Origin of the sequence: Nocardia sp. NPDC058518, from assembly GCF_042719655.1 — a bacterium.
Lineage (GTDB): Bacteria > Actinomycetota > Actinomycetes > Mycobacteriales > Mycobacteriaceae > Nocardia.
Genome location: NZ_JBHXNJ010000012.1, coordinates 81086 through 100894, shown reverse-complemented (window position 1 = coordinate 100894; position 19809 = coordinate 81086). Strand labels below are relative to the sequence as shown.

The following is a 19809-nucleotide window of genomic DNA, read 5'->3' as shown; positions in this document are numbered from 1 at the left end:
CCCAAACCTCGCTTCCGGAACACCTGGGTAGGCGCTCCCCGACGACACCGGAACGCGAGCGCCCACCAAATTTCCAGCGGGGCGCCCGCGTCTCGGGTTCAGTTCTCGAATCAATCAGGCAAAAATGTCCATTGGCACTATCTGTCACCCGGGCGGGTCTCGTTACACAGCCGAGACCATGCACCTGACCGCCCGGCCGCCAGCGCCGGTCTACTCGTCGCAAACCATCGCACCAATCTACCGGTGTGCCCGCCCCGCAACCAACCACCTCCATAGCTGGCAAGCATCGCCCCAGGTGAAGCCCCCGACCCGCGTTTGCTGACGCTTGTCTGCGTTCTCACATCCCCGCCGGATGACCTGTGCACCGCGGGAACTGAGTGATGGCTCACACCGATCGGTCTGCTGTTGCGGCAGTGGGTGTTACCGGGTCCTGGCCGGGTCGTAGAGGTGGGACTGGGCGCAGTCGATGGACGTGGACAGCGCGCGGCCGACCAGGATCACCGCGGCTTGACGCAGGCCCGCCGCCTCCACGTGGTCGGCGATGTCGGCCAGGGTGCCGCGCAGGACGAGCTGTTCGGGCTGGCTGGCGCGATAGACGACGGCGACCGGGCAGTCCGCGCCGTACTCGCCGACCAACTCCTCGGCCAGCACTCTGATCCGGGTGATCGCGAGGTGTAGGACGAGGGTCGCGCCGGTCGCGGCGAAGTTCGCCAAGGCCTCACCTTCAGGCATCGCGGTGGAGCGAGCCTGTGTTCGGGTGAGGACTACCGACTGGACGACCTCGGGAACGGTCAGCTCAGTGCCAAGGGCGGCTGCTGCGGCAGCGTAGGCGGGGACGCCCGGAGTGATGTCCCATGCGACGTTCTCGGCGTCGAGCCTGCGAGTCTGCTCGGTAAGGGCCGAATAGATCGAGGGATCGCCCGAGCACAGCCGTGCCACATCCTGGCCGGCCCGGTCGGCACGCACCAGGTGGTCGATGATCTGGTCCAGGTCCAGATGCTGGGTGTCGATCAGTTCGGTACCGGGCGCGCAGTGCGCGAGGACCTCGGGGTCGAGATAGGTGCCCGCATAGAGGCAGACCGGGCTGTCACGCAAGAGGTTGACCGCTCGCACCGTGAGCAGGTCGGCAGCGCCGGGGCCTGCCCCGATGAAGTGCACGGTCATGAGGAGGATCCTATGAGGCGTCTGCCCCGCCTCTGCATCGAGGCGGGACCGACGCAATCAGCATCCAGGGTTACTGGACAGGCTGAATCACGACAGACTCAGCCAGTCGCGCCGGCTCGATCGCGAAATTGATCGACGAGATGCTGGTAAAAGCTGTTCGATGGCGAATCCAGATCGATGATTCGCAGCCCGACACTGACGGTACGGTCCGCTGCAGACGAGTGCCCGTCCTCGGCGATACCGAGGTTCTCGACGACCGCGGCCACCAATGCATCCAGCTCGTCATCGGTGACGTAGACAGCGAGACAGCACTCGACCGGTACGCGGTCGTATTCGTCACCCCACGCGCGGTGCGCGAACTCACTCAATGCGTTGACCGGACCGAAGCTGGTGTAGCACGGGATGCGGTTCACTCCCTCGATCCGATGCACACTCTCTTCTAGTGCCAGCGCTATCGGGTGGATCCCCTCACCGCCGAGCGCGCCGGGCCCGGTCTCGTCCGGGAGCCCCAGTCCCACCGCGAACTCCCATACATCGCGTTCGTCGTCCACGTACGTCCTTTCAGCTACTTCTCGGTGCGGCAGTGCTTCACCTTGCGACCTTGGGCGCGTCCGCTCGGGCCTTGTTCCAACCATCCATCTCGGTGAGATCGTTATGGCTCGAGAGACCTGGGACAAGTAGGTTCTGTGTCGGACGGCAGGCGCTGGCGACGACGAAACGGGGTTCCGCGATGCGGGTGTCAGGCAGGAACGGTGGGGTGCGGGGCGTATGTGCTTGCGCGATAGTGGTTGTGGCCGCGGCTTTGGCGGCAGGGTGCTCGGCCGACAAGGTGGCGGGTAAGGCCACCGCTTCGGGGGACAGCTTCGCACCGTCGGAGGACAATCAGGATCCCTCGCTACAGATTCGCGGCGTCGTTGTCACCGAGATCGCGCCGGGGCAGCAGCATGTGCGCCCGACCCAGCGAGTCGCCTACCCGTCGATCCCCCCGGTGGGCGGACCGCACGACGCGCAGTGGGCGGCCTGCACCGGCGTCGTCTATTCGAAGGCCCTGCGCACCGAGAACGCGGTGCACTCGCTCGAACACGGCGCGGTGTGGATCGCCTACGACCCAGCGAAGGTGAGCCCGCAGGATCAGGCCCTGCTGAGCGCGAAGGTGACCGACCGGCAGTACACCCTGATGTCGCCCATCCCCGACATGGACCACCCGATCTCGTTGCAGTCGTGGGGCCACCAGCTCACCCTCGACTCCGCCACCGACGAACGCATCGACCAGTTCATCGTCGCCCTGCGCGAAAACCCGTACACCACACCAGAAGTCGGAGCGACCTGCTCGTCCCCACTCTTCGACCGCAACGATCCCCCGCCCTACGACCCGACCCCGCCCGGCCCTGACGCGGTCCCGATGGACGGCGCCCGCTAGCTCGTCATATCGAACTGCGCGACGACCTTCGTCGGCCGCACCCGCACCACGAGTTCACCGGGGACCCCGTTGCGCTTACCGAACTCCGCCGCCCGGTCCGGACCCATGTATCGGGCACCGATGGCGGTAGCGGTACGCACGAGCTCATCGAGGTCCTCGGACAGCGTGACCGTCCCCTGCACCTGGACCAGCGCATACGGCGGCTCCTCGAGATCAACACTCAGCGCGACACGAGGATCACGCGCGAAAGCCCGCCCCTTGGCCGTGTCCTTTCCCGTATTGAAAACCAGCTCATCGCCTTCGACGATGAACCACACCGGCGTCACCAGCGGACGCCCATCCGCGCCGGCGAACGCCACCTTGCCCGTTCGCGTGCCGTGGGAAAGAAACTCGCGCACCTGAGGATCCGACAGGGAAGCCATGCGCCCAGGGTAGGCCAACAAGACCCCACCTCGCGGTACCGACCGGCCGGGTTCAGATCGCACCGCTCTCGCGTGCGGTGGCGACGGCGGAGGTTCGGGATTTCACGCCCAGTTTGGCGTAGATGTGGACGAGGTGGGACTTCACTGTCGTCTCGCTGAGGAACAGTTGTTTGGCGATGTCGCGGTTGGACAGGCCTGCGGCGACCAGGCGCAGGACTTCTACTTCGCGGGGGCTCAGGGTGGTGTCGGCTCGGCGGACTCGGGTCATCAGGCGGGAGGCGACGGTTGGGGACAGGACGCTTTCGCCTGCGGCGGCGGCGCGGACGGCGGCGAGGAGTTCGGTGGGTGGGGTGTCCTTGAGGAGGTAGCCGACGGCGCCCGCTTCGATCGCGCCGAGGATGTCGGCGTCGGTGTCGTAGTTGGTGACGACGAGGACGTTCGGCGGGGTGGGGAGGGCGCGCAGGCCCGCGGTGGCGGAGGCGCCCGAGCGGCCGTCGCCGAAGCGCAGGTCCATCAGGACCAGGTCGACGGGAGTGGCGGCGCAGAAGGCCACTGCCGCATCGGCATCCGCGACGTCGCCGACCACGGTGATGTCGTCGGCGGCGTCGAGGAGCGCGCGGAGGCCGGCGCGGACGATGGCGTGGTCGTCGGCGAGGAGAAGGCGGATCACGAGGCTGCTCCGAGGGGGAAGGACACCGTCACGGCTGTGTGGCCGGGTTCGGATTCGACTGTCATCGCGCCGCCCTGTTGTTCGACGCGGCTGCGCATGGCGGCGAGGCCGAACGCGCCGGAACGTGGTTGGCGCAACACATCCGGGTCGATGCCGATGCCGTCGTCGACGATATCGAGGTGCGCGTCGGTGTCGTCGTAGGTGAGGGTGACCCGCATGCGCGCGGCCCGCGCGTGCTGAACCACATTGGCCACCGCACTCTGCGCGATCCGCACCAGCGCCGCCTCGACCGGCATCGGTAGTCGCTCCGGTTCACCCTCGACGAGCAGCTGTGTGGTCAGTGTCGGCGACTGTGCGCGAAGGCAAATCCGTTCCAGCGCTTGGGCGAGCGATTGCCCATCCAACGCCGCCGGTGACAATTCGTCTATGAGCCTTCGGGTTTCGGCCAGATCCCCCGCGGCGGTCTCCCGCGCGAGCCGAATGCGATCCAGCGCAGGATGATCCGGTGCGGCCTGTTCGGCCGCGTGCAGGAGCAGCTGGATACTGCTCAATCCCTGAGCGACGGTGTCGTGGATCTCCTTGGCCAGGCGTTCACGTTCGGCGAGCTTGCCCGCGGTGCGTTCCTGCTCCGCGAGAATCGCTCTGGTGCCGATCAATTCGTCGATCAGCCGCTCCCGTTCGACAGCCTCGCGATGCAGCGCCTGATACCCGAGCCCGATCCCGATCGCGACCAACGCACCGAGCGCGGGCCCGACCACCGCACCGGCCGACCATCCGCGATGCGCCGCGAAACCCAGCACCCCGACCCCCGTAGCGAGTACCACCGCGATCAGATTCCACGGACGCGGCAGCAGATGCAGATAAACGAAGAACAGCCCGAACGCGAGATAGACGGCATCGGGCGTGAGCGCGAGCAGGGCCAGCCACAGCGCGGTGAGCACAGCCAGCCAGATCCACACCGCGCCCGACCATCGATGGGCAGAAGCGTCACCAGCGGCCGGCTTCGCCGACACACCACCAGCAACCGCGCGATAGCCCCGCACTACTCCGGCAGCACCGGATTCCGCACGCTCGGCTGAGCGGCGAGGAAGCTCGGTCCCGGCGAAGTAGACCAGCAACCACACCACCGTCAGCGCGACCACCGCGGCACCATGGCCACCACCGTCGGGCAGCAACGCGCGCACCGCGACCACCACCGCCAGTGCCGTCACCAGCACATGCAGGCCAAGCCGCAGCGTGGTGACCACCGGGGTCAAAGGGGACGAGTGCACGCCGACCAGCTTATGTGCGGCAACCAGGCGGGCATCCATCGAAAGATGTAAACGGCGGCAGACCTTGGATGGACGGCGTTTCGTGCGCCGGTGCGATGGCGTCGACGGCCCGCGCGGACAGAGTGGAGTCATGTTCGTCGCACTCCGAGATCTGCGGGCCGCTCGTGGCCGCTTCCTGCTCATCACCACCGTCGTGCTGCTGGTCGCGGTGCTGGTGAGTTTCCTCAGCGGTCTCACCGCCGGGCTGGCGCACCAGAACATCTCCGCGGTCCATGGCATCGAGGCCGACCAGGTGGTTTTCGCCGAGACCGGGGCCGATCCGTCCTTCGATTCGTCGGTGCTCACCGAGCAGCAGATCGCGCAGTGGCAGTCGGCGGGCGGAATCGATGCCACGCCGATCGGCATCTCGCGGACCCGGGCCGAGCACGCGGGTGCGAGCCCGACGCAGGTCGCGTTGTTCGGTGGCGACCCATCGGCGTTCAGCAATCGCCCTGCTACCGCGCCCGGTGCGGTCGTGCTGAGTGCGGCCGCGGCGCGTGAGCTGTCCGCGGGCACCGGCGATATCGTGCTGCTGGCAGGCCACGAGTTCACCGTCGCCGACGTCGCCGGTGACGAGTGGTACAGCCACACGCCGGTGATCTGGACGAGCATGCAGGACTGGCAGGCCGCCAGCCCACGCTCGGGAGCCGCGACAGTGCTCGCGATCACCGGCACCCTCGCCAGCGGCAGTCTCGACGCCGAAGCGGGAACGCGGCAGGTACCGGCGAAGGACGCCGTGCAGGCGATCGGTTCCTACCAGGCCGAGAACAGCTCACTCACCCTGATGACCTTGTTGCTGTTCGCCATCTCGGCCCTGGTGATCGGCGCCTTCTTCACCGTCTGGACCGTGCAGCGCCAACCCGACATCGCCACCTTGAAAGCCCTCGGCGCGACCACCGGATCGCTGGTCCGCGATGCCCTCGCCCAGGCCGCGATCGTCCTGATCGCAGGCGTCGCCGCAGGTCTGTCGATCACGGCCGCTACCTCGCTGTTCCTCGGCGACGCAATGCCTTTCGTGCTCAGCCCCGCGACCACCCTGGTGCCCGCACTGGCCCTGATCGTGCTCGGCCTGGCCGGCGCCGCTGTCGCCCTGCGCTTCCTGTTCACCACCGACCCGCTGACCGCGCTCGGCGCGACTCGCTGAAGGACTTCCCATGGCGCTCACCCTCACCGATGTGACCCTCACCTACCCCGACGGCGCGGGCCGTCTCACCGCGCTGGACCAGGTGAACCTGCACGTCCCCGGCGGCACGATCGCCGCCGTCACCGGCCCTTCCGGCTCTGGCAAATCGAGTCTGCTCGCCGTCGCCGCGACTCTGATCCGACCCGACTCCGGCACGGTCGAGCTCGACACCGATTCGGGCACCACAGATCTCGCCACATTGAGCCGACGAGCGGCCGCGACAGCTCGCCGGACCTCGATGGGCGTCGTCTTCCAGCAGGCCAATCTCATCCCCTCACTCACCGCCGTCGAGCAACTGGAAGTCACCGCTCACCTAGGTGGCCCGAAGCGGGCATCACGGAGCGAAACCAGCACCCGCGCAAAGGAACTCCTGGAAGCTGTGGGCCTGACCGAACACGCCCACAAACGCCCGGCCCAACTCTCCGGTGGCCAGCGGCAACGCGTCAACATCGCCCGAGCCCTGATGAACAACCCAGCCCTGCTCGTCGTCGACGAACCGACCAGCGCCCTCGACTCCGAACGCGGCGCCGCCATCATCGACCTCATCACCACCATCGCCCGCACCCACCACGCGGCCACCATCCTCGTCACCCACGACCCCACCCACCTCCACCGCATGGACGCCGTCTACCGCATGACCGACGGCCGCCTCACCGGCATCGGCGTCCCCACGCCTGCCTGACGTCCCACCCCGGTGAGTCGAATTGTCTCGGCAACGTCGACCGCCGGGCAGACTGGGGCGATGAGCGATCCGAGGCATCTCATCGTGGTGGATGCGGCCAATGTCATCGGCTCGCGCGCCAACGGATGGTGGAAGGACCGCGCGGGCGCTGCTCGCAGGCTCCTCTCCGACGTGGCGGAACTGACCACGCGTCTGCCCGAATCCACCGAGATCACCGTTGTCCTCGAAGGGGCGGCCAGAGCTGCCGTCGACGGCGCCGAACCTTCCGCACCGCGCATGAAGGTGGTCCTCGCCGAGGGCTCGGGCGACGACAAGATCGTCGACGTAGTCGCCGAGACCGACTCCCACGAACAGATCACCGTTGTCACCGCCGACCGCGAACTCCGCACCCGAGTCGAGGCCTACGGCGCCGAATCCGTCGGCCCCGGCTGGCTCTGGCGCCAGCTCGACTGATCGTGCTATCGCCGCTGGTCGTCGATCAGATCAGAGACCGTCCCGCTGGTTTGAATCGGCTCCGGAGCGGGCTTCTTGATTGGACGCATAGGCCTCGGACCGGGTAAATCCGGGGGGCGCGGCACCGGGACGACTGTCAGCAGGCCATCCGTCCCCTTGAAGTCGTCAGGGTTGGTGGTGAACAGAGGCAGCCGATGAGCAGCGGCGACGGCGGCGATCATCAGATCCGCTTCACGGCGACGCGGTTTACGCCCACTGGCGATAACTCCCGCTGCGATGAGCCCGTATTGCCGAGCAGCATCGGCATCGAACGGCAACGGGTCGAACATCGCCTCGGTTCGTTGCAACCGAACGATGCGCAGCGCACGCTCCATCGCATCGTCAGTTTGGTGCACACCAGCCGAGAGTTCAGCCAGGGTGACCGCACTGGTCACCAGCTCGCCTGGAAGCACCTCACGCGGCAGACGTTCCAGATAGATCAGAATATTGGTGTCGGCGAGACCACGAAGATGGCGTGGGGTCATTCCGATTCCCTATCACCGTGTGCGCGCAGATAGGCGTCGAAGTGCGCCGCGCCATCGATGTGCTCGTCTTGGTCTGCCCGGAAGCGGTCGCTACTCATAGGCGGGAGATCGCCGAATGCTGCGAACAGTTCGTCGACCGGAACGGCGCGGCGCCGACCGGGTCCCGCAGGTTGCTGGATGTAACTATCGATGGCAGCTAGGGCAACCTGCTGCATCGATGTGTGTTCAGCCTCTGCGCGGCGCCGGAGTGCAGCAGTCTGTTCGTCGGACAACCGCAGAGTCATAGCCATGCGTTCATGATACCGCTCGGTATCACTTCCGACCAGCCTCAACGTCAAGCAAATGACGCTCGAGCACCCAGGGCGGCCAGGGCCATCTGACGCAGCACCGGGCGAGCCCGGGAAGCACTCGCGGCGCTGGCGCTGTGGGGGGTGGAGTTGATCAGGCCGAAGGCCGCGTGGGCCTGGATGCGGGCGGCTTCCTCGGGGAGGGCGGGGTTCAGTTCGCGGAGGACGCCTACCCAGATCTCGACGTATTGGCGCTGCGTGCGGCGCAGGATACGGCGGTCGTTGGCGGGGACGTTGTCGAGGTCGCGGTCCTGGATGCGGATGAGTTCGGGGTTGCCGAAGGCGAAGTCGAGGTGGAAGTCGACCAGGGCGGGCAGTGCCGTCGCGGCCGACGGTGATTCGTCGACGACGGCGCGACCGCCCGAGAGCAGGCGCTCACTGATGCCGACCAGGAGCTCGACCAGCAGCGCCTCTTTGTTCGCGAAGTGGCGGTAGACGGCGGGGCCGCTGATACCGACGGCCGCGCCGAGGTCGTCGAGGCGCACGCCGAAGAACCCGCGGTCGGCGATCAGGCGGGCGCCCGCGGCCAGCAATTGTTCGCGACGCTGGGCTTTGAGCTGCTCGCGGCGGGTCACCTGAACAGGCTCGGTAGTCGACATCTGGCGGCCCCTCTGGACAACTTGGTTAGTCAAGATTAACCTGAATTTCAGTTATTGGCGATTAACCGAGTGAGAGAATGGCGCGATGACGGTTACGCACGAGACCGAAGACGGCACCCTGGCCGCGACGAGCAACCGGGACGCGCACGGTGCCCTGGTCGCCGATCTGCGGCAGCGGCTGGCCACGGCCGCCCTCGGTGGCCCGCAGAAGTCCCGCGAACGGCACGTGGCCAGGGGCAAGCTGCTCCCCCGCGAGCGGGTCGAGCAGCTGCTCGACCCGGGCAGCCCGTTCCTCGAGCTGGCGCCGCTGGCCGGAAACGGCATGTACGGCGACGAGTGCCCCGGCGCGGGCATGATCGCGGGCATCGGCCGCATCTCGGGCCGTGAGTGCCTGGTCCTGGCCAACGACGCGACGGTCAAGGGCGGCACGTATTACCCGATCTCGGTGAAGAAGCACCTGCGCGCGCAGGAAGTGGCCGCGCAGAACAACCTGCCGTGTGTGTACCTGGTGGACTCCGGCGGCGCCTTCCTGCCGCGTCAGGACGAGGTGTTCCCCGACCGCGAGCACTTCGGCCGCATCTTCTACAACCAGGCGAACATGAGTGCCAAGGGCATCGCCCAGATCGCGGCGGTCATGGGCTCGTGCACCGCGGGCGGCGCGTATGTGCCCGCGATGGCCGACGAGGCCGTCATCGTGCGTGATCAGGGCACCATCTTCCTGGGCGGCCCGCCGCTGGTGAAGGCCGCGACCGGTGAGGTCGTCACCGCCGAGGAGCTCGGCGGCGGCCTGCTGCATTCGCGGACCTCCGGCGTCACCGACCATCTGGCCGACGACGATCGCGACGCGCTGCGCATCGTCCGCAAGATCGTCGGCACGCTCGGCACGAAGCCCGAGGCGCCGTGGGAGGTGCTGCCGAGCACCCCGCCCGCCAAAGACGAGGACGAGCTCTACGACGTGGTCCCGGTGGACCCGCGCACGCCGTACGACGTGCGCGAGGTGATCGACCGGATCGTCGACGGCGAGGCCGGATTCCACGAGTTCAAGGCCGAATACGGCAAGACCCTGGTCACCGGGTTCGCCCGCATCCACGGCCATCCGGTCGGCATCGTCGCCAACAACGGCGTGCTGTTCGCCGAGTCCGCCATGAAGGGCGCGCATTTCATCGAACTGTGCGACAAGCGCAAGATCCCGCTGCTGTTCCTGCAGAACATCACCGGCTTCATGGTCGGCCGCGATTACGAGGCGGGCGGCATCGCCAAGCACGGCGCGAAGATGGTCACCGCGGTGGCGTGCGCGCGGGTGCCGAAGCTGACCGTGGTGATCGGCGGCTCCTACGGCGCGGGCAACTATTCCATGTGCGGGCGCGCGTATTCGCCGCGCTTCCTGTGGATGTGGCCGAACGCGCGCATCTCGGTGATGGGTGGCGAGCAGGCCGCCTCGGTGCTGTCGACGGTGCGTGGCGATCAGCTCGACAGCGCGGGCAAGCCGTGGTCCGAGGAGGATCAGGAGGCCTTCAAGGCGCCGATCCGGGACCAGTACGAGACCCAGGGCAACCCCTACTATTCGACGGCCCGGATCTGGGATGACGGCGTCATCGCGCCGACCGACACCAGAACTGCGCTCGGCCTTGCCCTTTCGGTCTGCGCGCAAGCGCCGCTCGAACCCGTTTCCTACGGCGTCTTCCGGATGTGAGCGACATGCTGAACAAGAACCACCCCGTCGAATTCGACACCGTCCTGGTCGCCAACCGCGGCGAGATCGCGGTGCGCGTCATCAAAACCTTGCGTGCCATGGGCATTCGCTCGGTCGCTGTCTACAGCGACGCCGACGCGGACGCGCGCCATGTGCGTGAGGCCGATATCGCGGTGCGGCTCGGGCCCGCACCCGCGCGCGAGAGCTACCTGTCGATCGAGAAGGTCGTCGACGCCGCTGTTCGTTCCGGCGCACAGGCTGTGCATCCGGGTTATGGCTTCCTGTCGGAGAATTCGGCCTTCGCGGCCGCACTCGCCGACGCGGGCATCGTGTTCCTCGGGCCGTCGGCCAAGGCCATCGAGGTGATGGGCGACAAGATCACCGCGAAGAAGACGGTGACGGCGTTCGGGGTTCCGGTGGTGCCCGGCATCGCCGAACCCGGTCTGACCGATGACCAATTGATCGCCGCCGCAGCGGAAGTCGGCTACCCGGTACTCGTCAAGCCCTCCGCCGGTGGTGGCGGTAAGGGCATGCGCCGGGTCACCGATCCCGCCGATCTGCCTGCCGCGCTGGTGAGCGCCCGGCGTGAAGCCGGTGCGTCGTTCGGCGACGACACGCTGTTCCTGGAACGGTTCGTCAACCGGCCGCGCCACATCGAGGTGCAGATCCTGGCCGACAAGTTCGGCAATGTGGTGCACCTGGGTGAGCGCGAATGCAGCTTGCAGCGCAGGCATCAGAAGGTGATCGAGGAGGCTCCGTCACCACTGCTCGACCCCCAGACCCGGGCCCGCATCGGCACCGCCGCCTGCAATACCGCCCGCAGCGTGGACTACGTGGGCGCGGGCACCGTGGAGTTCATCGTCTCGGCCGACCAGCCGGACGAATTCTTCTTCATGGAGATGAACACCCGTCTGCAGGTGGAGCATCCGGTGACCGAGATGGTCACCGGTGTCGACCTGGTGGAATGTCAGGTGCGTGTTGCCGCGGGCCAGAAGCTGGCGCGCACCCAGGACGAGATCCACCTCGTCGGGCACGCCATCGAGGCACGCGTCTACGCGGAAGATCCGAGCCGCGGGTTCCTGCCGACCGGCGGCACCGTGCTCGCCCTGTCGGAGCCGGACGGCGCAGGCGTGCGCGTGGATTCGGGGATCTCGGTAGGCACCGTGGTCGGTAGCGATTACGACCCGATGCTGTCGAAGGTGATCGCGCGGGGCACCACTCGTGCCGAGGCACTCGCCACGCTGGACCGCGCACTGGAACAGACTGTGCTGCTCGGCGTGACGAGCAATATCGAATTCCTGCGGTTCCTGCTCGCCGACGACGACGTGCAGGCCGGCCGTCTCGACACGGCGCTGCTGGATCGGCGCGTGGCCGACTTCGTGTCCGCCGAGGTCACCGATGCCGAATTCATCGCCGCCGCAACACATCACTGGTTGCGCCGCTGGCCTGCCACCGGTGGCGACCCGTGGTCGACCCCCTCGGGATGGCGCCTCGGCGCACCGGCCCCGACCTCGATCAGACTGTCCTCGGGCGATCAAGTACGCCACGTTTTCATCACTGGCACACCGGCTTCGGCGACGGTCTGGCTCGACGAGCAGGCCTCGGATGTCTCGACATCGAGCGGAGTCGAGCCACACACGTTTACGGCCGCCGTCTCGGCCGACGGTCTCGTATCGACGCTCGACGGACTGCGGCGCACCTACCGCATCGCCGAGGCCGACGGTCAGCTGTGGGTGAGCCACGACGGCGGCCTCGCCGTCCTGCGCGAGGTCGCCGAGGCGAGCGTGCGTGGCGATGACACCCACGTCGGGGACGCCGAAATACGCAGCCCCATGCCGGGCTCGGTGATCGCGACACCGGTCGAGAACGGCGCGACCGTCGCCGTCGGCGATCCGGTGATCGTCATCGAGGCCATGAAGATGGAGCACGCGCTCACCGCGCCGGTGGCAGGCACGGTCGAGGTGCTTGCCGTCCCTGGCGCCCAGGTGAAGCTGGACCAAGTACTGGTGCGCGTCCTCGCCCATCCCGTTGAGACCGAAGCGGCAGCAGACAGTGCTGTCGCCGCAGCAGAAACCGAGCGCGAAGGAACCCTCGCATGACCGACTACCTGTCCACCGGTTCGCTCCCCGACGAATATCGCCAGCTCGCGCTGACCGTCCGCGACTTCGCACAGCAGGTCGTTGCCCCGGTATCGGCGAAACACGATGCCGAACACAGCTTTCCGTACGAAGTCGTGGCAGGCATGGGCGAGATGGGGCTGTTCGGCCTGCCGTTCCCCGAGGAGTTCGGCGGCATGGGCGGCGACTACTTCGCCCTGTGCCTGGCACTCGAGGAGCTCGGCAAGGTCGACCAGAGCGTGGCGATCACCCTCGAGGCAGGTGTCTCGCTCGGCGCCATGCCGATCTACCGCTTCGGCAACGACAAGCAGCGCAACGAATGGCTGCCCCAGCTCACCAGCGGACAGACGCTGGCGGGCTTCGGGCTCACCGAACCCGACGCGGGCAGCGACGCGGGCGGCACCAGGACCACCGCCGTACAGGACGGCGAGAGCTGGGTGATCAACGGCAGCAAGCAGTTCATCACCAACTCCGGCACCGACATCACCCGGCTGGTCACCGTCACCGCGGTCACCGGGCAGGCCGGTGGCAAGAAGGAGATCTCCACCATCCTGGTGCCGACCTCCACGCCGGGTTTCGTGGCCGAGCCCGCCTACAACAAGGTCGGCTGGAACGCGTCCGACACCCACCCGCTGAGCTTCACCGATGTGCGGGTGCCGCAGGAGAACCTGCTCGGCGAGCGCGGTCGCGGCTACGCCAACTTCCTGCGCATCCTCGACGAGGGCCGCATCGCCATCGCCGCGCTGGCGGTCGGCGCCGCGCAGGGCTGTGTCGACGAGAGCGTGCGGTACGCGAACGAGCGTCAGGCCTTCGGGCAGGCGATCGGCCGTAATCAGGCCATCGCGTTCAAGATCGCCCGGATGGAGGCGCGGGCCCACGTCGCGCGCACCGCCTACTACGACGCCGCCGCGTTGATGCTGGCAGGCAAGCCGTTCAAGAAGGCCGCGTCGATCGCGAAGATGGTCTCCAGCGAGGCCGCGATGGACAATGCCCGCGACGCCACCCAGATCTTCGGCGGCAACGGCTTCATGAACGAATACCCGGTGTCCAGGCACTACCGTGACAGCAAGATTCTGGAAATCGGCGAGGGCACCACGGAGGTACAGCTGATGCTGATCGCAAGGGAGCTCGGTCTGTGAGCGAAAACCGGCGGATCGTGCAGCGTGGTCTGTGGTTCGAGGAGTTCGAGATCGGCACGATCTACGAGCACCGGCCCGGCCGCACCATCACCGAGGCCGACAATGTCCTTTTCACCACACTGACCATGAACACCCAGGCCCTGCACCTGGACGCGGCCTTCGCCGACGCGCAGCCGCCGTTCAACCAGCGCCTGGTGAACTCGATGTTCACCCTGTCGACACTGGTCGGGCTCTCGGTCGCCCAGCTCACGCAGGGCACACTGGTCGGCAACCTCGGTTTCTCCGAGATGACCATCCCCGCTCCGCTGTTCCACGGTGACACCATGTACGCCGAGACGCTGGTCACCGACAAGCGCGAATCCAAGAGCCGCCCCGGCGAGGGCATCGTCAGCCTGGCACACACCGCACGCAACCAGCACGGCGTGATCGTGGCGACCGCGGTGCGCAAGACACTGGTCCGCAAGGCACCCACAGCATGAGCGGTCATGGCACCCGCCGAAAGGACGCAGTATGAGCTGGCAGCCCAGTGGTCCCGCGTGGCTGTTCTGCCCGGCCGATCGCCCCGAACGCTTCGCGAAGGCCGCCGCGGTGGCCGATGTGGTGATCCTCGATCTCGAGGACGGCGTCGCGGCGGGCGACAAGGCCGCGGCAAGGCAGGCGCTGATCGAGACCCCACTCGACCCGCAGCACACGGTGATTCGTGTCAACGCGGCCGACACCGACGAGTACGCGGCCGATCTGGCGGTACTCGCCCGGACCGCCTACCGCCGGATCATGCTGCCCAAATGTGAGTCGGCCGAACAGGTTCGCAGCCTCGCGGGCTATGAGGTGATCGTGCTGGTCGAATCACCGCTCGGCGCGGTGCGGATCACCGAGTCGGTGCAGGCAGACAATGCCATCGGCGTGATGTGGGGCGCCGAGGATCTGGTCGCCGGGCTCGGCGGCAACTCGAGCAGGCATGCCGACGGCAGCTACCGGGAGGTCGCCCGGCACGTGCGCTCATCGACTCTGCTGGCGGCCAAGGCTTTCGGCCGCTTCGCCCTGGACTCGGTGTACTTGGACATCAAGGATCTCGCCGGCCTCGCCGCGGAGACCAGCGATGCGGTCGCCGTCGGTTTCGACGTCAAGGTCGCCATCCACCCGAGTCAGGTCGCGGTGATCCGCGACGGCTTCGCACCCGATCCCGCCGAGCTCGACTGGGCGCACCGGGTGCTGGCGGAGGTGCCCAACCATCGCGGCGTCTTCGCGTTCGAGGGTCGGATGGTCGACGCTCCGGTGCTGCGGCACGCCGAACAGATCGTCCGGCGCGCGGGCGTGCCCGGCTGAACATCGGGTAACCATCTCCCGATATCCGAAGTAGTCCAGTTCGAGGAGGACATCCGGTGCAACCGCAATGGGTACCGAACGCACACGACCTCGCGTCGGCCCGAATCACCGATTTCGCCGCCTTCGTCACCGCGCGAACCGGCGGCGATTACCCCGACTACCAGGCCCTGTGGCAATGGTCGGTGGATGACATCGCCGGCTTCTGGCAGGCCGTGTGGGACTACTTCGAACTCGGCGAGACCGCCGGTGAGGTCCTCGGCTCGCGCGAGATGCCGGGCGCGGAGTGGTTCGCAGGCACCCGGCTGAACTATGTCGACCAGATCATCCGGATGGCCCAGTTCGGCCGCCCGGCGGTCATCGCCCTGCACGAGGACGCCGAGCCCGAGGAGGTTTCCTGGGCCGAATTGATCGAGCAGGTCACGGTTTTCGCGCGCACCTTGCGTGAGCAGGGTGTCGAGGCGGGCGACCGGGTGATCGGCTACCTGCCCAATGTCCCGGAAGCGATCGTCGCCTTCCTCGCCACCGCCAGCATCGGCGCGGTGTGGAGTGCCTGCGGTCAGGACTATTCCGCCAAGGCCGCGCTGGACCGTCTCGGCCAGCTCGACCCGACGGTGCTGGTCACCGCCGACGGCTACCGCTTCGGCGGCAAGGAACACGACAAGCGAGCCGACATCGCGGCATTGCGGGATGGGCTGCCCAGCCTGCGCGCCACCGTCGTTGTCTCGCAGCTCGGACTTGAGGTGTCGGACGCGCTGTCATGGACGGACGCGGTCGCCGATGCGGGGCTCGGCGTGATCGAAACTGTCCCTGTCGATTTCGATCACCCGTTGTGGATCGTGTTCTCCTCCGGCACCACCGGACTGCCCAAGGGCATCGTCCACGGCCACGGCGGTGTGCTGCTCGAGCACCTGAAAGCCGTAGCGCTGCAATCGAACATGGGCCCCGACGACACGTTCTTCTGGTACACCAGCCCGAGCTGGATGATGTGGAACTTCCAGGTAGCGGGGCTGCTGACCGGCGCCACCATCGTCACCTACGACGGCAGCCCGACCGCGGGCGGACCGGATGCCCTGTGGCGCATGGCCGCTCAGGTAGGTGTCAGCGTTTTCGGGACCAGCCCCGGCTACGTGCTGGGCTGCATCAAAGCGGGTTCCGTGCCACGCGCCGATCACGATCTGTCGGCCCTGCGCTCGGTCGGCATCACCGGTTCGTCCCTGCCCGTGTCGAGCGCGCTGTGGTTGAACGAGAACGCGGGCGAGCATGTTCAGGTGAACTCGATCAGCGGCGGTACCGACGTGGTGTCGGCGTTCGTCGGCGGTGTACCGACCGTGCCGGTCTGGCCGGGTGAGCTGTCGGCGCCGTATCTGGGCGTCGCCCTCGCCGCCTTCGACGAGCAGGGCGAGCCAGTGCACGGCGAGGTCGGCGAGCTGGTGGTCACCGCACCCATGCCGTCGATGCCGGTCAGCTTCTGGCGTGATGACGACGGAAAGCGCTACCACGCGGCCTATTTCGACACCTACCCCGGCGTATGGCGCCACGGCGACTGGATCACCCTGACCGAACACGGCAGCATCGTCGTGCACGGCCGCTCCGATTCCACCCTCAACCGCCACGGCATCCGCATGGGCAGCGCCGACATCTACCAGGTCGTCGAACAGTTTCCCGAGATCGCCGAGGCGCTGGTGATCGGCGCCGAACAACCCGACGGCGGCTACTGGATGCCGCTGTTCGTCGTGCTCGCCCCCGGCGCGGAACTCACCGAAGACCTGAAAACCCGCCTCGCCGCGGCGATCCGCACCGAGGTCTCCCCCCGCCACGTCCCCGACGAGATCCGCGAAGCCCCCGGCATCCCCCACACCCGCACCGGCAAGAAACTGGAAGTCCCCATCAAGAAGCTCTTCCAGGGCGCCGACCCCGCCCGAGTGGTCGAACGCAGCGCCGTCGACGACCCAGCACTGCTCGACTGGTATGCCCGGATCACCCCGCCCGACAAGCCCTAATACACTTCCAGCATGAATGTCAGCGATACTCGTGGGGCGCGTGGGGTAGCTGGGACTGAAGTGCGGCGTAGGCCGAAGAATCGTCGGGCGCAGATCGCGGCGTCGTCGGCGGTCGCGTTCGGGGCCGCGGGGTATCACGGGGTGAGCATGGAGGACATCGCGTCCGGGCTGGGGATCAGCTCGGCCGCGCTGTACCGGCACTACCCCAGCAAGTACGCGTTGTTCCGGGAGGAGTTACTTCGGGTCGGGCAGGCGTTCACCGCGTCGATCGTGGTGTCGGCCGAGGATCCGCTACCCGCCGCACAACGGTTGCGGCACATGCTGACCGGGCTGATCGGTGCGACCGTGGAGAATCGTGCGACGGTACGGCTGGTGCGGTGGGAGGGCCGCTACCTCGAGCCGACGGATCGGGTGGTGCTCGACGAGCAGCAGAGTTCGGTGCTGGTCGCGCTCGACGGGCAGCTGGCCCTCTTGCGTCCCGAATTGACCACGGCTGAGCAGCGAATGGTCTCCACGGCAATCCTCGGCGTGATCACCAGCATCGCCGACCACCACGCCGCACTGCCCGTTCGCACGCTGAACAAGTTGCTCGGTTCGGCGTGTATGGCGCTGACCGACACCGAATTGCCGCCTGCCGCGACTGTTTCGGAGCAGGGCGCCCGCGCCGAGATCCCGGAATCGTTCAAACATGAACTGCTGCTCCGTAAAGCGGTGGAGCTGTTCCACAAACGCGGCTATCCGAACGTCAGCGTGGAGGACATCGCCTCGGCGGCGGGGTTGTCGGCGGCATCGGCGGTGTACCGGTTCTATCGCGGCAAGACCGACATCCTCGCGGCCGCGTTCCGGCGGGCGGCGGATCGGGTGTCCGGGGCGATCGGACCCGCTGTCGCGAGCACGCCCGACAGCGGCGCGGCGCTGGGTGTGCTGGTCGACCAGTTCGTCGCTGACACCTTCGACGAGCGGGCGCTCGCCGTCGTGTACTACGCCGAGTTCGGGCACGTGCCCGCCGAGGAACGCGCCGTGCTGCGCAATATCCAGCGGTTGAGCGTGCAGGAGTGGGCGCGGCTGGTGCGCGATATGCGGCCGGAGCTCTCCGCGGCCGAGGCGCGGTTCCTGGTGCACGCGGCGTTCGCGATGGTCATCGACCTCGGCCAGAGTTTCGGCGACAACCCGATCGCGGGCCGGGCCAGGGTGGGGTTCCTGATGCGGCGGGTGCTGCTCGGCTGACCACTTCACCCGTCGCGGATGAGGCGGGCCGCTCCCGGCGCGGCATACGCTCGGCGATCAGGCCGTCGAACGGAGCGTGCATGGATCCTCGCGCGAGTGCGCTGACCAGGCGATCGTTGCTCGGTCTCGGTGCCGCGGTCGCGGTGGGGGCGGTGTTGCCCGGGTGTGGTGGTGACTCGACGTTCGGGCCGATCCACCCCACCGGTCCCCCGGATGTGCTCGCCCTGGCGATCGACGCCTACATCTTCGGCTATCCGATGATCCTGCAGGACATGATGCGCGCGGCCAGCGCCCCGGCCAACACCCTCGATCACAGCGTCCTGCCCGACCCGCTGGACCGTGGAGTGGCGCGGCTCAGCCACGACGTGGTGTATTCGCAGGCGTGGCTCGACCTCACCGCTGAGCCGCTGGTGCTGGAGATCCCGGGGATGGACCCCGACCGGTTCTGGCTGTTCCAGCTGGTCGACGGCTGGGCCGATACCGTGCACGACCTGACCAGCGAAGATCCACGGACCACCGTGGGCGCCGACGGTCCGCCGTTCACCTACGTCATCACCGGGCCGAAGTGGACGGGTGAGGTGCCCGCGCGGATGACCCGGCTGCATATGCCCGCGGCCCTGAGCACGATCGTCGGGCGAATCCAGATCAAAGGCACCGCGGACGCACCGAACGTCAACCGTTGGCAGCACGAACTGAAGCTCATCCCGTTGAGCGCCTGGCAACGCGGTGAATACGGCAGCACGATCAGCCGGGTCCACGCGATCGACCGCGGACCGGAACCGCCCGTGAAACGGATCGCCGCCATGGACGGCCGCACCTATTTGAATCGCCTGTGCAGGCTGATGCTCACCGGTCCGCCCGCCGCCGCCGACGCGCCGCTGATGGCCGAGCTGGCCACGATCGACATTCAGCCGGGTGGGGTCGTCGACAACCTCCCCGCCGACGTACTCGACGAAGCGGTCCGCCAGGCACAGCGCCGCATCGCCGACTGGACCGACCCGACTGCTCGCCACGCCAACGGCTGGGAGATCCCCGTCGACCTCGGCACCTTCGGCACCGACTATCTCCGCCGCGCGGCCACCACCAAACGCTCCCCCGCCCTTGCCCCCATTCGCGACGTCATCTACGCGAACCGCGACGCCCCGACCACCGACGACCGAGGCAACCCCCTCCGCTACCGAATCCGCTTCGAACCAGGCCGATGGCCCCCCGTCGAAGCCTTCGCCTCGATCACCGCCTACGACCCCCAGGGCTTCCTGGTCCCCAACCCCGACGAGATCTACTCGGTAGGCCACTTCCCCACCGTGGTCGCAGCCCCCGACGGCTCCGTGGAACTAGCCATCCAACAACAAGACCCACGCCCCGCCACCCCCACCGGCAACTGGCTCCCCATCCCCCGAACCGGCGACTTCTCCCTCACCATGCGCCTCTACGCACCGCGCGCGGATGCCCTCGACGGCAAATGGGAACCACCACCGATGACCCGAGTCGACTGAATCGACGTCGATCATCTGAGCGGCTCGATGACGAACG

General features: G+C 67.6%; 20 protein-coding genes. 12 read left to right on the top strand and 8 right to left on the bottom strand.

Annotation, left to right across the window (positions count from 1 at the left end; all coding sequences use genetic code 11):
- Positions 1-420 precede the first annotated feature (420 nt).
- Entirely contained in the window at positions 421-1164 is a 744-nt protein-coding gene (gene cobM / locus ACFWPX_RS21125) for a precorrin-4 C(11)-methyltransferase (RefSeq protein WP_378928793.1), read from the bottom strand.
- Positions 1165-1262: 98 nt separating this feature from the next.
- Positions 1263-1715: a hypothetical protein gene (locus ACFWPX_RS21120; RefSeq protein WP_378928792.1), complete on the bottom strand. Its 453-nt coding sequence runs from the start codon at positions 1713-1715 to the stop codon at positions 1263-1265.
- Positions 1716-1954: 239 nt separating this feature from the next.
- On the opposite strand from ACFWPX_RS21120, the gene ACFWPX_RS21115 reads away from it, so the two are divergent.
- Positions 1955-2584 carry a DUF3105 domain-containing protein gene (locus ACFWPX_RS21115; protein WP_378928791.1) on the top strand — a complete coding sequence of 210 codons (630 nt, stop codon included), beginning with the start codon at positions 1955-1957 and terminating at the stop codon, positions 2582-2584.
- On the opposite strand, the gene ACFWPX_RS21110 is transcribed toward ACFWPX_RS21115, so the two are convergent.
- Genes ACFWPX_RS21110 through ACFWPX_RS21100 form a run of 3 tightly spaced genes read right to left on the bottom strand, consistent with a single transcriptional unit; the run spans position 2581 to position 4947 of the window.
- On the bottom strand, positions 2581-3006 hold the full coding sequence (locus ACFWPX_RS21110) for a PPOX class F420-dependent oxidoreductase (RefSeq protein WP_378928790.1): 426 nt from the start codon (positions 3004-3006) through the stop codon (positions 2581-2583). The two genes, ACFWPX_RS21115 and ACFWPX_RS21110, sit on opposite strands and share 4 nt — an antisense overlap.
- A gap of 52 nt (positions 3007-3058) precedes the next feature.
- On the bottom strand, positions 3059-3676 hold the full coding sequence (locus tag ACFWPX_RS21105; RefSeq protein ID WP_378928789.1) for a LuxR C-terminal-related transcriptional regulator: 618 nt from the start codon (positions 3674-3676) through the stop codon (positions 3059-3061).
- A complete protein-coding gene (locus ACFWPX_RS21100; protein ID WP_378928788.1) occupies positions 3673-4947 on the bottom strand; it encodes a sensor histidine kinase in 1275 nt (424 codons plus the stop codon). Before ACFWPX_RS21100 ends, ACFWPX_RS21105 begins: the two co-directional genes overlap by 4 nt.
- Positions 4948-5077: 130 nt before the next feature.
- On the opposite strand from ACFWPX_RS21100, the gene ACFWPX_RS21095 reads away from it, so the two are divergent.
- From ACFWPX_RS21095 to ACFWPX_RS21085, 3 genes are read left to right on the top strand one after another with little or no spacing between them, the layout of a single operon-like run.
- Positions 5078-6130 carry an ABC transporter permease gene (locus ACFWPX_RS21095; protein WP_378928787.1) on the top strand — a complete coding sequence of 351 codons (1053 nt, stop codon included), beginning with the start codon at positions 5078-5080 and terminating at the stop codon, positions 6128-6130.
- A 10-nt stretch (positions 6131-6140) separates the two neighbouring features.
- The gene (locus tag ACFWPX_RS21090; RefSeq protein ID WP_378928786.1) at positions 6141-6851 is read left to right on the top strand and encodes an ABC transporter ATP-binding protein; all 711 of its coding nucleotides are present in this window, start codon (positions 6141-6143) and stop codon (positions 6849-6851) included.
- Between the two features lie 60 nt (positions 6852-6911).
- A complete protein-coding gene (locus ACFWPX_RS21085) occupies positions 6912-7304 on the top strand; it encodes an NYN domain-containing protein (RefSeq protein ID WP_378928785.1) in 393 nt (130 codons plus the stop codon).
- 5 nt (positions 7305-7309) lie between these two features.
- On the opposite strand, the gene ACFWPX_RS21080 is transcribed toward ACFWPX_RS21085, so the two are convergent.
- The 3 genes from ACFWPX_RS21080 to ACFWPX_RS21070 form a co-directional block, all read right to left on the bottom strand.
- Positions 7310-7828 carry a type II toxin-antitoxin system VapC family toxin gene (locus ACFWPX_RS21080; RefSeq protein ID WP_378928784.1) on the bottom strand — a complete coding sequence of 173 codons (519 nt, stop codon included), beginning with the start codon at positions 7826-7828 and terminating at the stop codon, positions 7310-7312.
- Positions 7825-8100, bottom strand: a complete 276-nt coding sequence (locus tag ACFWPX_RS21075) for a hypothetical protein (RefSeq protein ID WP_378928783.1) — start codon at positions 8098-8100, stop codon at positions 7825-7827. Before ACFWPX_RS21075 ends, ACFWPX_RS21080 begins: the two co-directional genes overlap by 4 nt.
- A gap of 62 nt (positions 8101-8162) precedes the next feature.
- Positions 8163-8774 (bottom strand): TetR/AcrR family transcriptional regulator, encoded by a 612-nt coding sequence (locus ACFWPX_RS21070; RefSeq protein WP_378928782.1) that lies wholly within the window; start codon positions 8772-8774, stop codon positions 8163-8165.
- Positions 8775-8859: 85 nt separating this feature from the next.
- On the opposite strand from ACFWPX_RS21070, the gene ACFWPX_RS21065 reads away from it, so the two are divergent.
- The 8 genes from ACFWPX_RS21065 to ACFWPX_RS21030 all read left to right on the top strand — a co-directional run bounded on the left by ACFWPX_RS21065 (position 8860) and on the right by ACFWPX_RS21030 (position 19772).
- Positions 8860-10467: a carboxyl transferase domain-containing protein gene (locus ACFWPX_RS21065; protein WP_378928781.1), complete on the top strand. Its 1608-nt coding sequence runs from the start codon at positions 8860-8862 to the stop codon at positions 10465-10467.
- Positions 10468-10472: 5 nt separating this feature from the next.
- Positions 10473-12566, top strand: coding sequence for a biotin carboxylase N-terminal domain-containing protein (locus ACFWPX_RS21060; protein ID WP_378928780.1), 2094 nt, complete (start codon positions 10473-10475; stop codon positions 12564-12566).
- The gene (locus ACFWPX_RS21055; protein WP_378913315.1) at positions 12563-13723 is read left to right on the top strand and encodes an acyl-CoA dehydrogenase family protein; all 1161 of its coding nucleotides are present in this window, start codon (positions 12563-12565) and stop codon (positions 13721-13723) included. The genes ACFWPX_RS21060 and ACFWPX_RS21055 overlap by 4 nt, the downstream gene beginning before the upstream one ends.
- On the top strand, positions 13720-14202 hold the full coding sequence (locus ACFWPX_RS21050) for a MaoC family dehydratase (RefSeq protein WP_378913314.1): 483 nt from the start codon (positions 13720-13722) through the stop codon (positions 14200-14202). The genes ACFWPX_RS21055 and ACFWPX_RS21050 overlap by 4 nt, the downstream gene beginning before the upstream one ends.
- A gap of 31 nt (positions 14203-14233) precedes the next feature.
- The gene (locus ACFWPX_RS21045; RefSeq protein WP_378913313.1) at positions 14234-15049 is read left to right on the top strand and encodes an HpcH/HpaI aldolase/citrate lyase family protein; all 816 of its coding nucleotides are present in this window, start codon (positions 14234-14236) and stop codon (positions 15047-15049) included.
- A 56-nt stretch (positions 15050-15105) separates the two neighbouring features.
- On the top strand, positions 15106-17049 hold the full coding sequence (locus tag ACFWPX_RS21040; protein ID WP_378928779.1) for an acetoacetate--CoA ligase: 1944 nt from the start codon (positions 15106-15108) through the stop codon (positions 17047-17049).
- A gap of 12 nt (positions 17050-17061) precedes the next feature.
- On the top strand, positions 17062-18276 hold the full coding sequence (locus ACFWPX_RS21035) for a TetR/AcrR family transcriptional regulator (protein ID WP_378928778.1): 1215 nt from the start codon (positions 17062-17064) through the stop codon (positions 18274-18276).
- A gap of 80 nt (positions 18277-18356) precedes the next feature.
- Entirely contained in the window at positions 18357-19772 is a 1416-nt protein-coding gene (locus ACFWPX_RS21030) for a DUF1254 domain-containing protein (RefSeq protein WP_378928777.1), read from the top strand.
- Positions 19773-19809: the final 37 nt, after the last annotated feature.

Excerpts from the sequence above, each read along its gene's own strand:
- ACFWPX_RS21085 (WP_378928785.1), top strand. The coding sequence starts at position 6,912 with ATGAGCGATCCGAGGCATCTCATCGTGGTGGATGCGGCCAATGTCATC.
- ACFWPX_RS21045 (WP_378913313.1), top strand. The coding sequence starts at position 14,234 with ATGAGCTGGCAGCCCAGTGGTCCCGCGTGGCTGTTCTGCCCGGCCGAT.
- ACFWPX_RS21065 (WP_378928781.1), top strand. The coding sequence starts at position 8,860 with ATGACGGTTACGCACGAGACCGAAGACGGCACCCTGGCCGCGACGAGC.
- ACFWPX_RS21095 (WP_378928787.1), top strand. The coding sequence starts at position 5,078 with ATGTTCGTCGCACTCCGAGATCTGCGGGCCGCTCGTGGCCGCTTCCTG.
- ACFWPX_RS21070 (WP_378928782.1), bottom strand. The coding sequence starts at position 8,774 with ATGTCGACTACCGAGCCTGTTCAGGTGACCCGCCGCGAGCAGCTCAAA.
- ACFWPX_RS21060 (WP_378928780.1), top strand. The coding sequence starts at position 10,473 with ATGCTGAACAAGAACCACCCCGTCGAATTCGACACCGTCCTGGTCGCC.
- ACFWPX_RS21055 (WP_378913315.1), top strand. The coding sequence starts at position 12,563 with ATGACCGACTACCTGTCCACCGGTTCGCTCCCCGACGAATATCGCCAG.
- ACFWPX_RS21080 (WP_378928784.1), bottom strand. The coding sequence starts at position 7,828 with ATGACCCCACGCCATCTTCGTGGTCTCGCCGACACCAATATTCTGATC.
- ACFWPX_RS21030 (WP_378928777.1), top strand. The coding sequence starts at position 18,357 with ATGGATCCTCGCGCGAGTGCGCTGACCAGGCGATCGTTGCTCGGTCTC.
- ACFWPX_RS21035 (WP_378928778.1), top strand. The coding sequence starts at position 17,062 with ATGAATGTCAGCGATACTCGTGGGGCGCGTGGGGTAGCTGGGACTGAA.
- ACFWPX_RS21110 (WP_378928790.1), bottom strand. The coding sequence starts at position 3,006 with ATGGCTTCCCTGTCGGATCCTCAGGTGCGCGAGTTTCTTTCCCACGGC.
- cobM (WP_378928793.1), bottom strand. The coding sequence starts at position 1,164 with ATGACCGTGCACTTCATCGGGGCAGGCCCCGGCGCTGCCGACCTGCTC.
- ACFWPX_RS21090 (WP_378928786.1), top strand. The coding sequence starts at position 6,141 with ATGGCGCTCACCCTCACCGATGTGACCCTCACCTACCCCGACGGCGCG.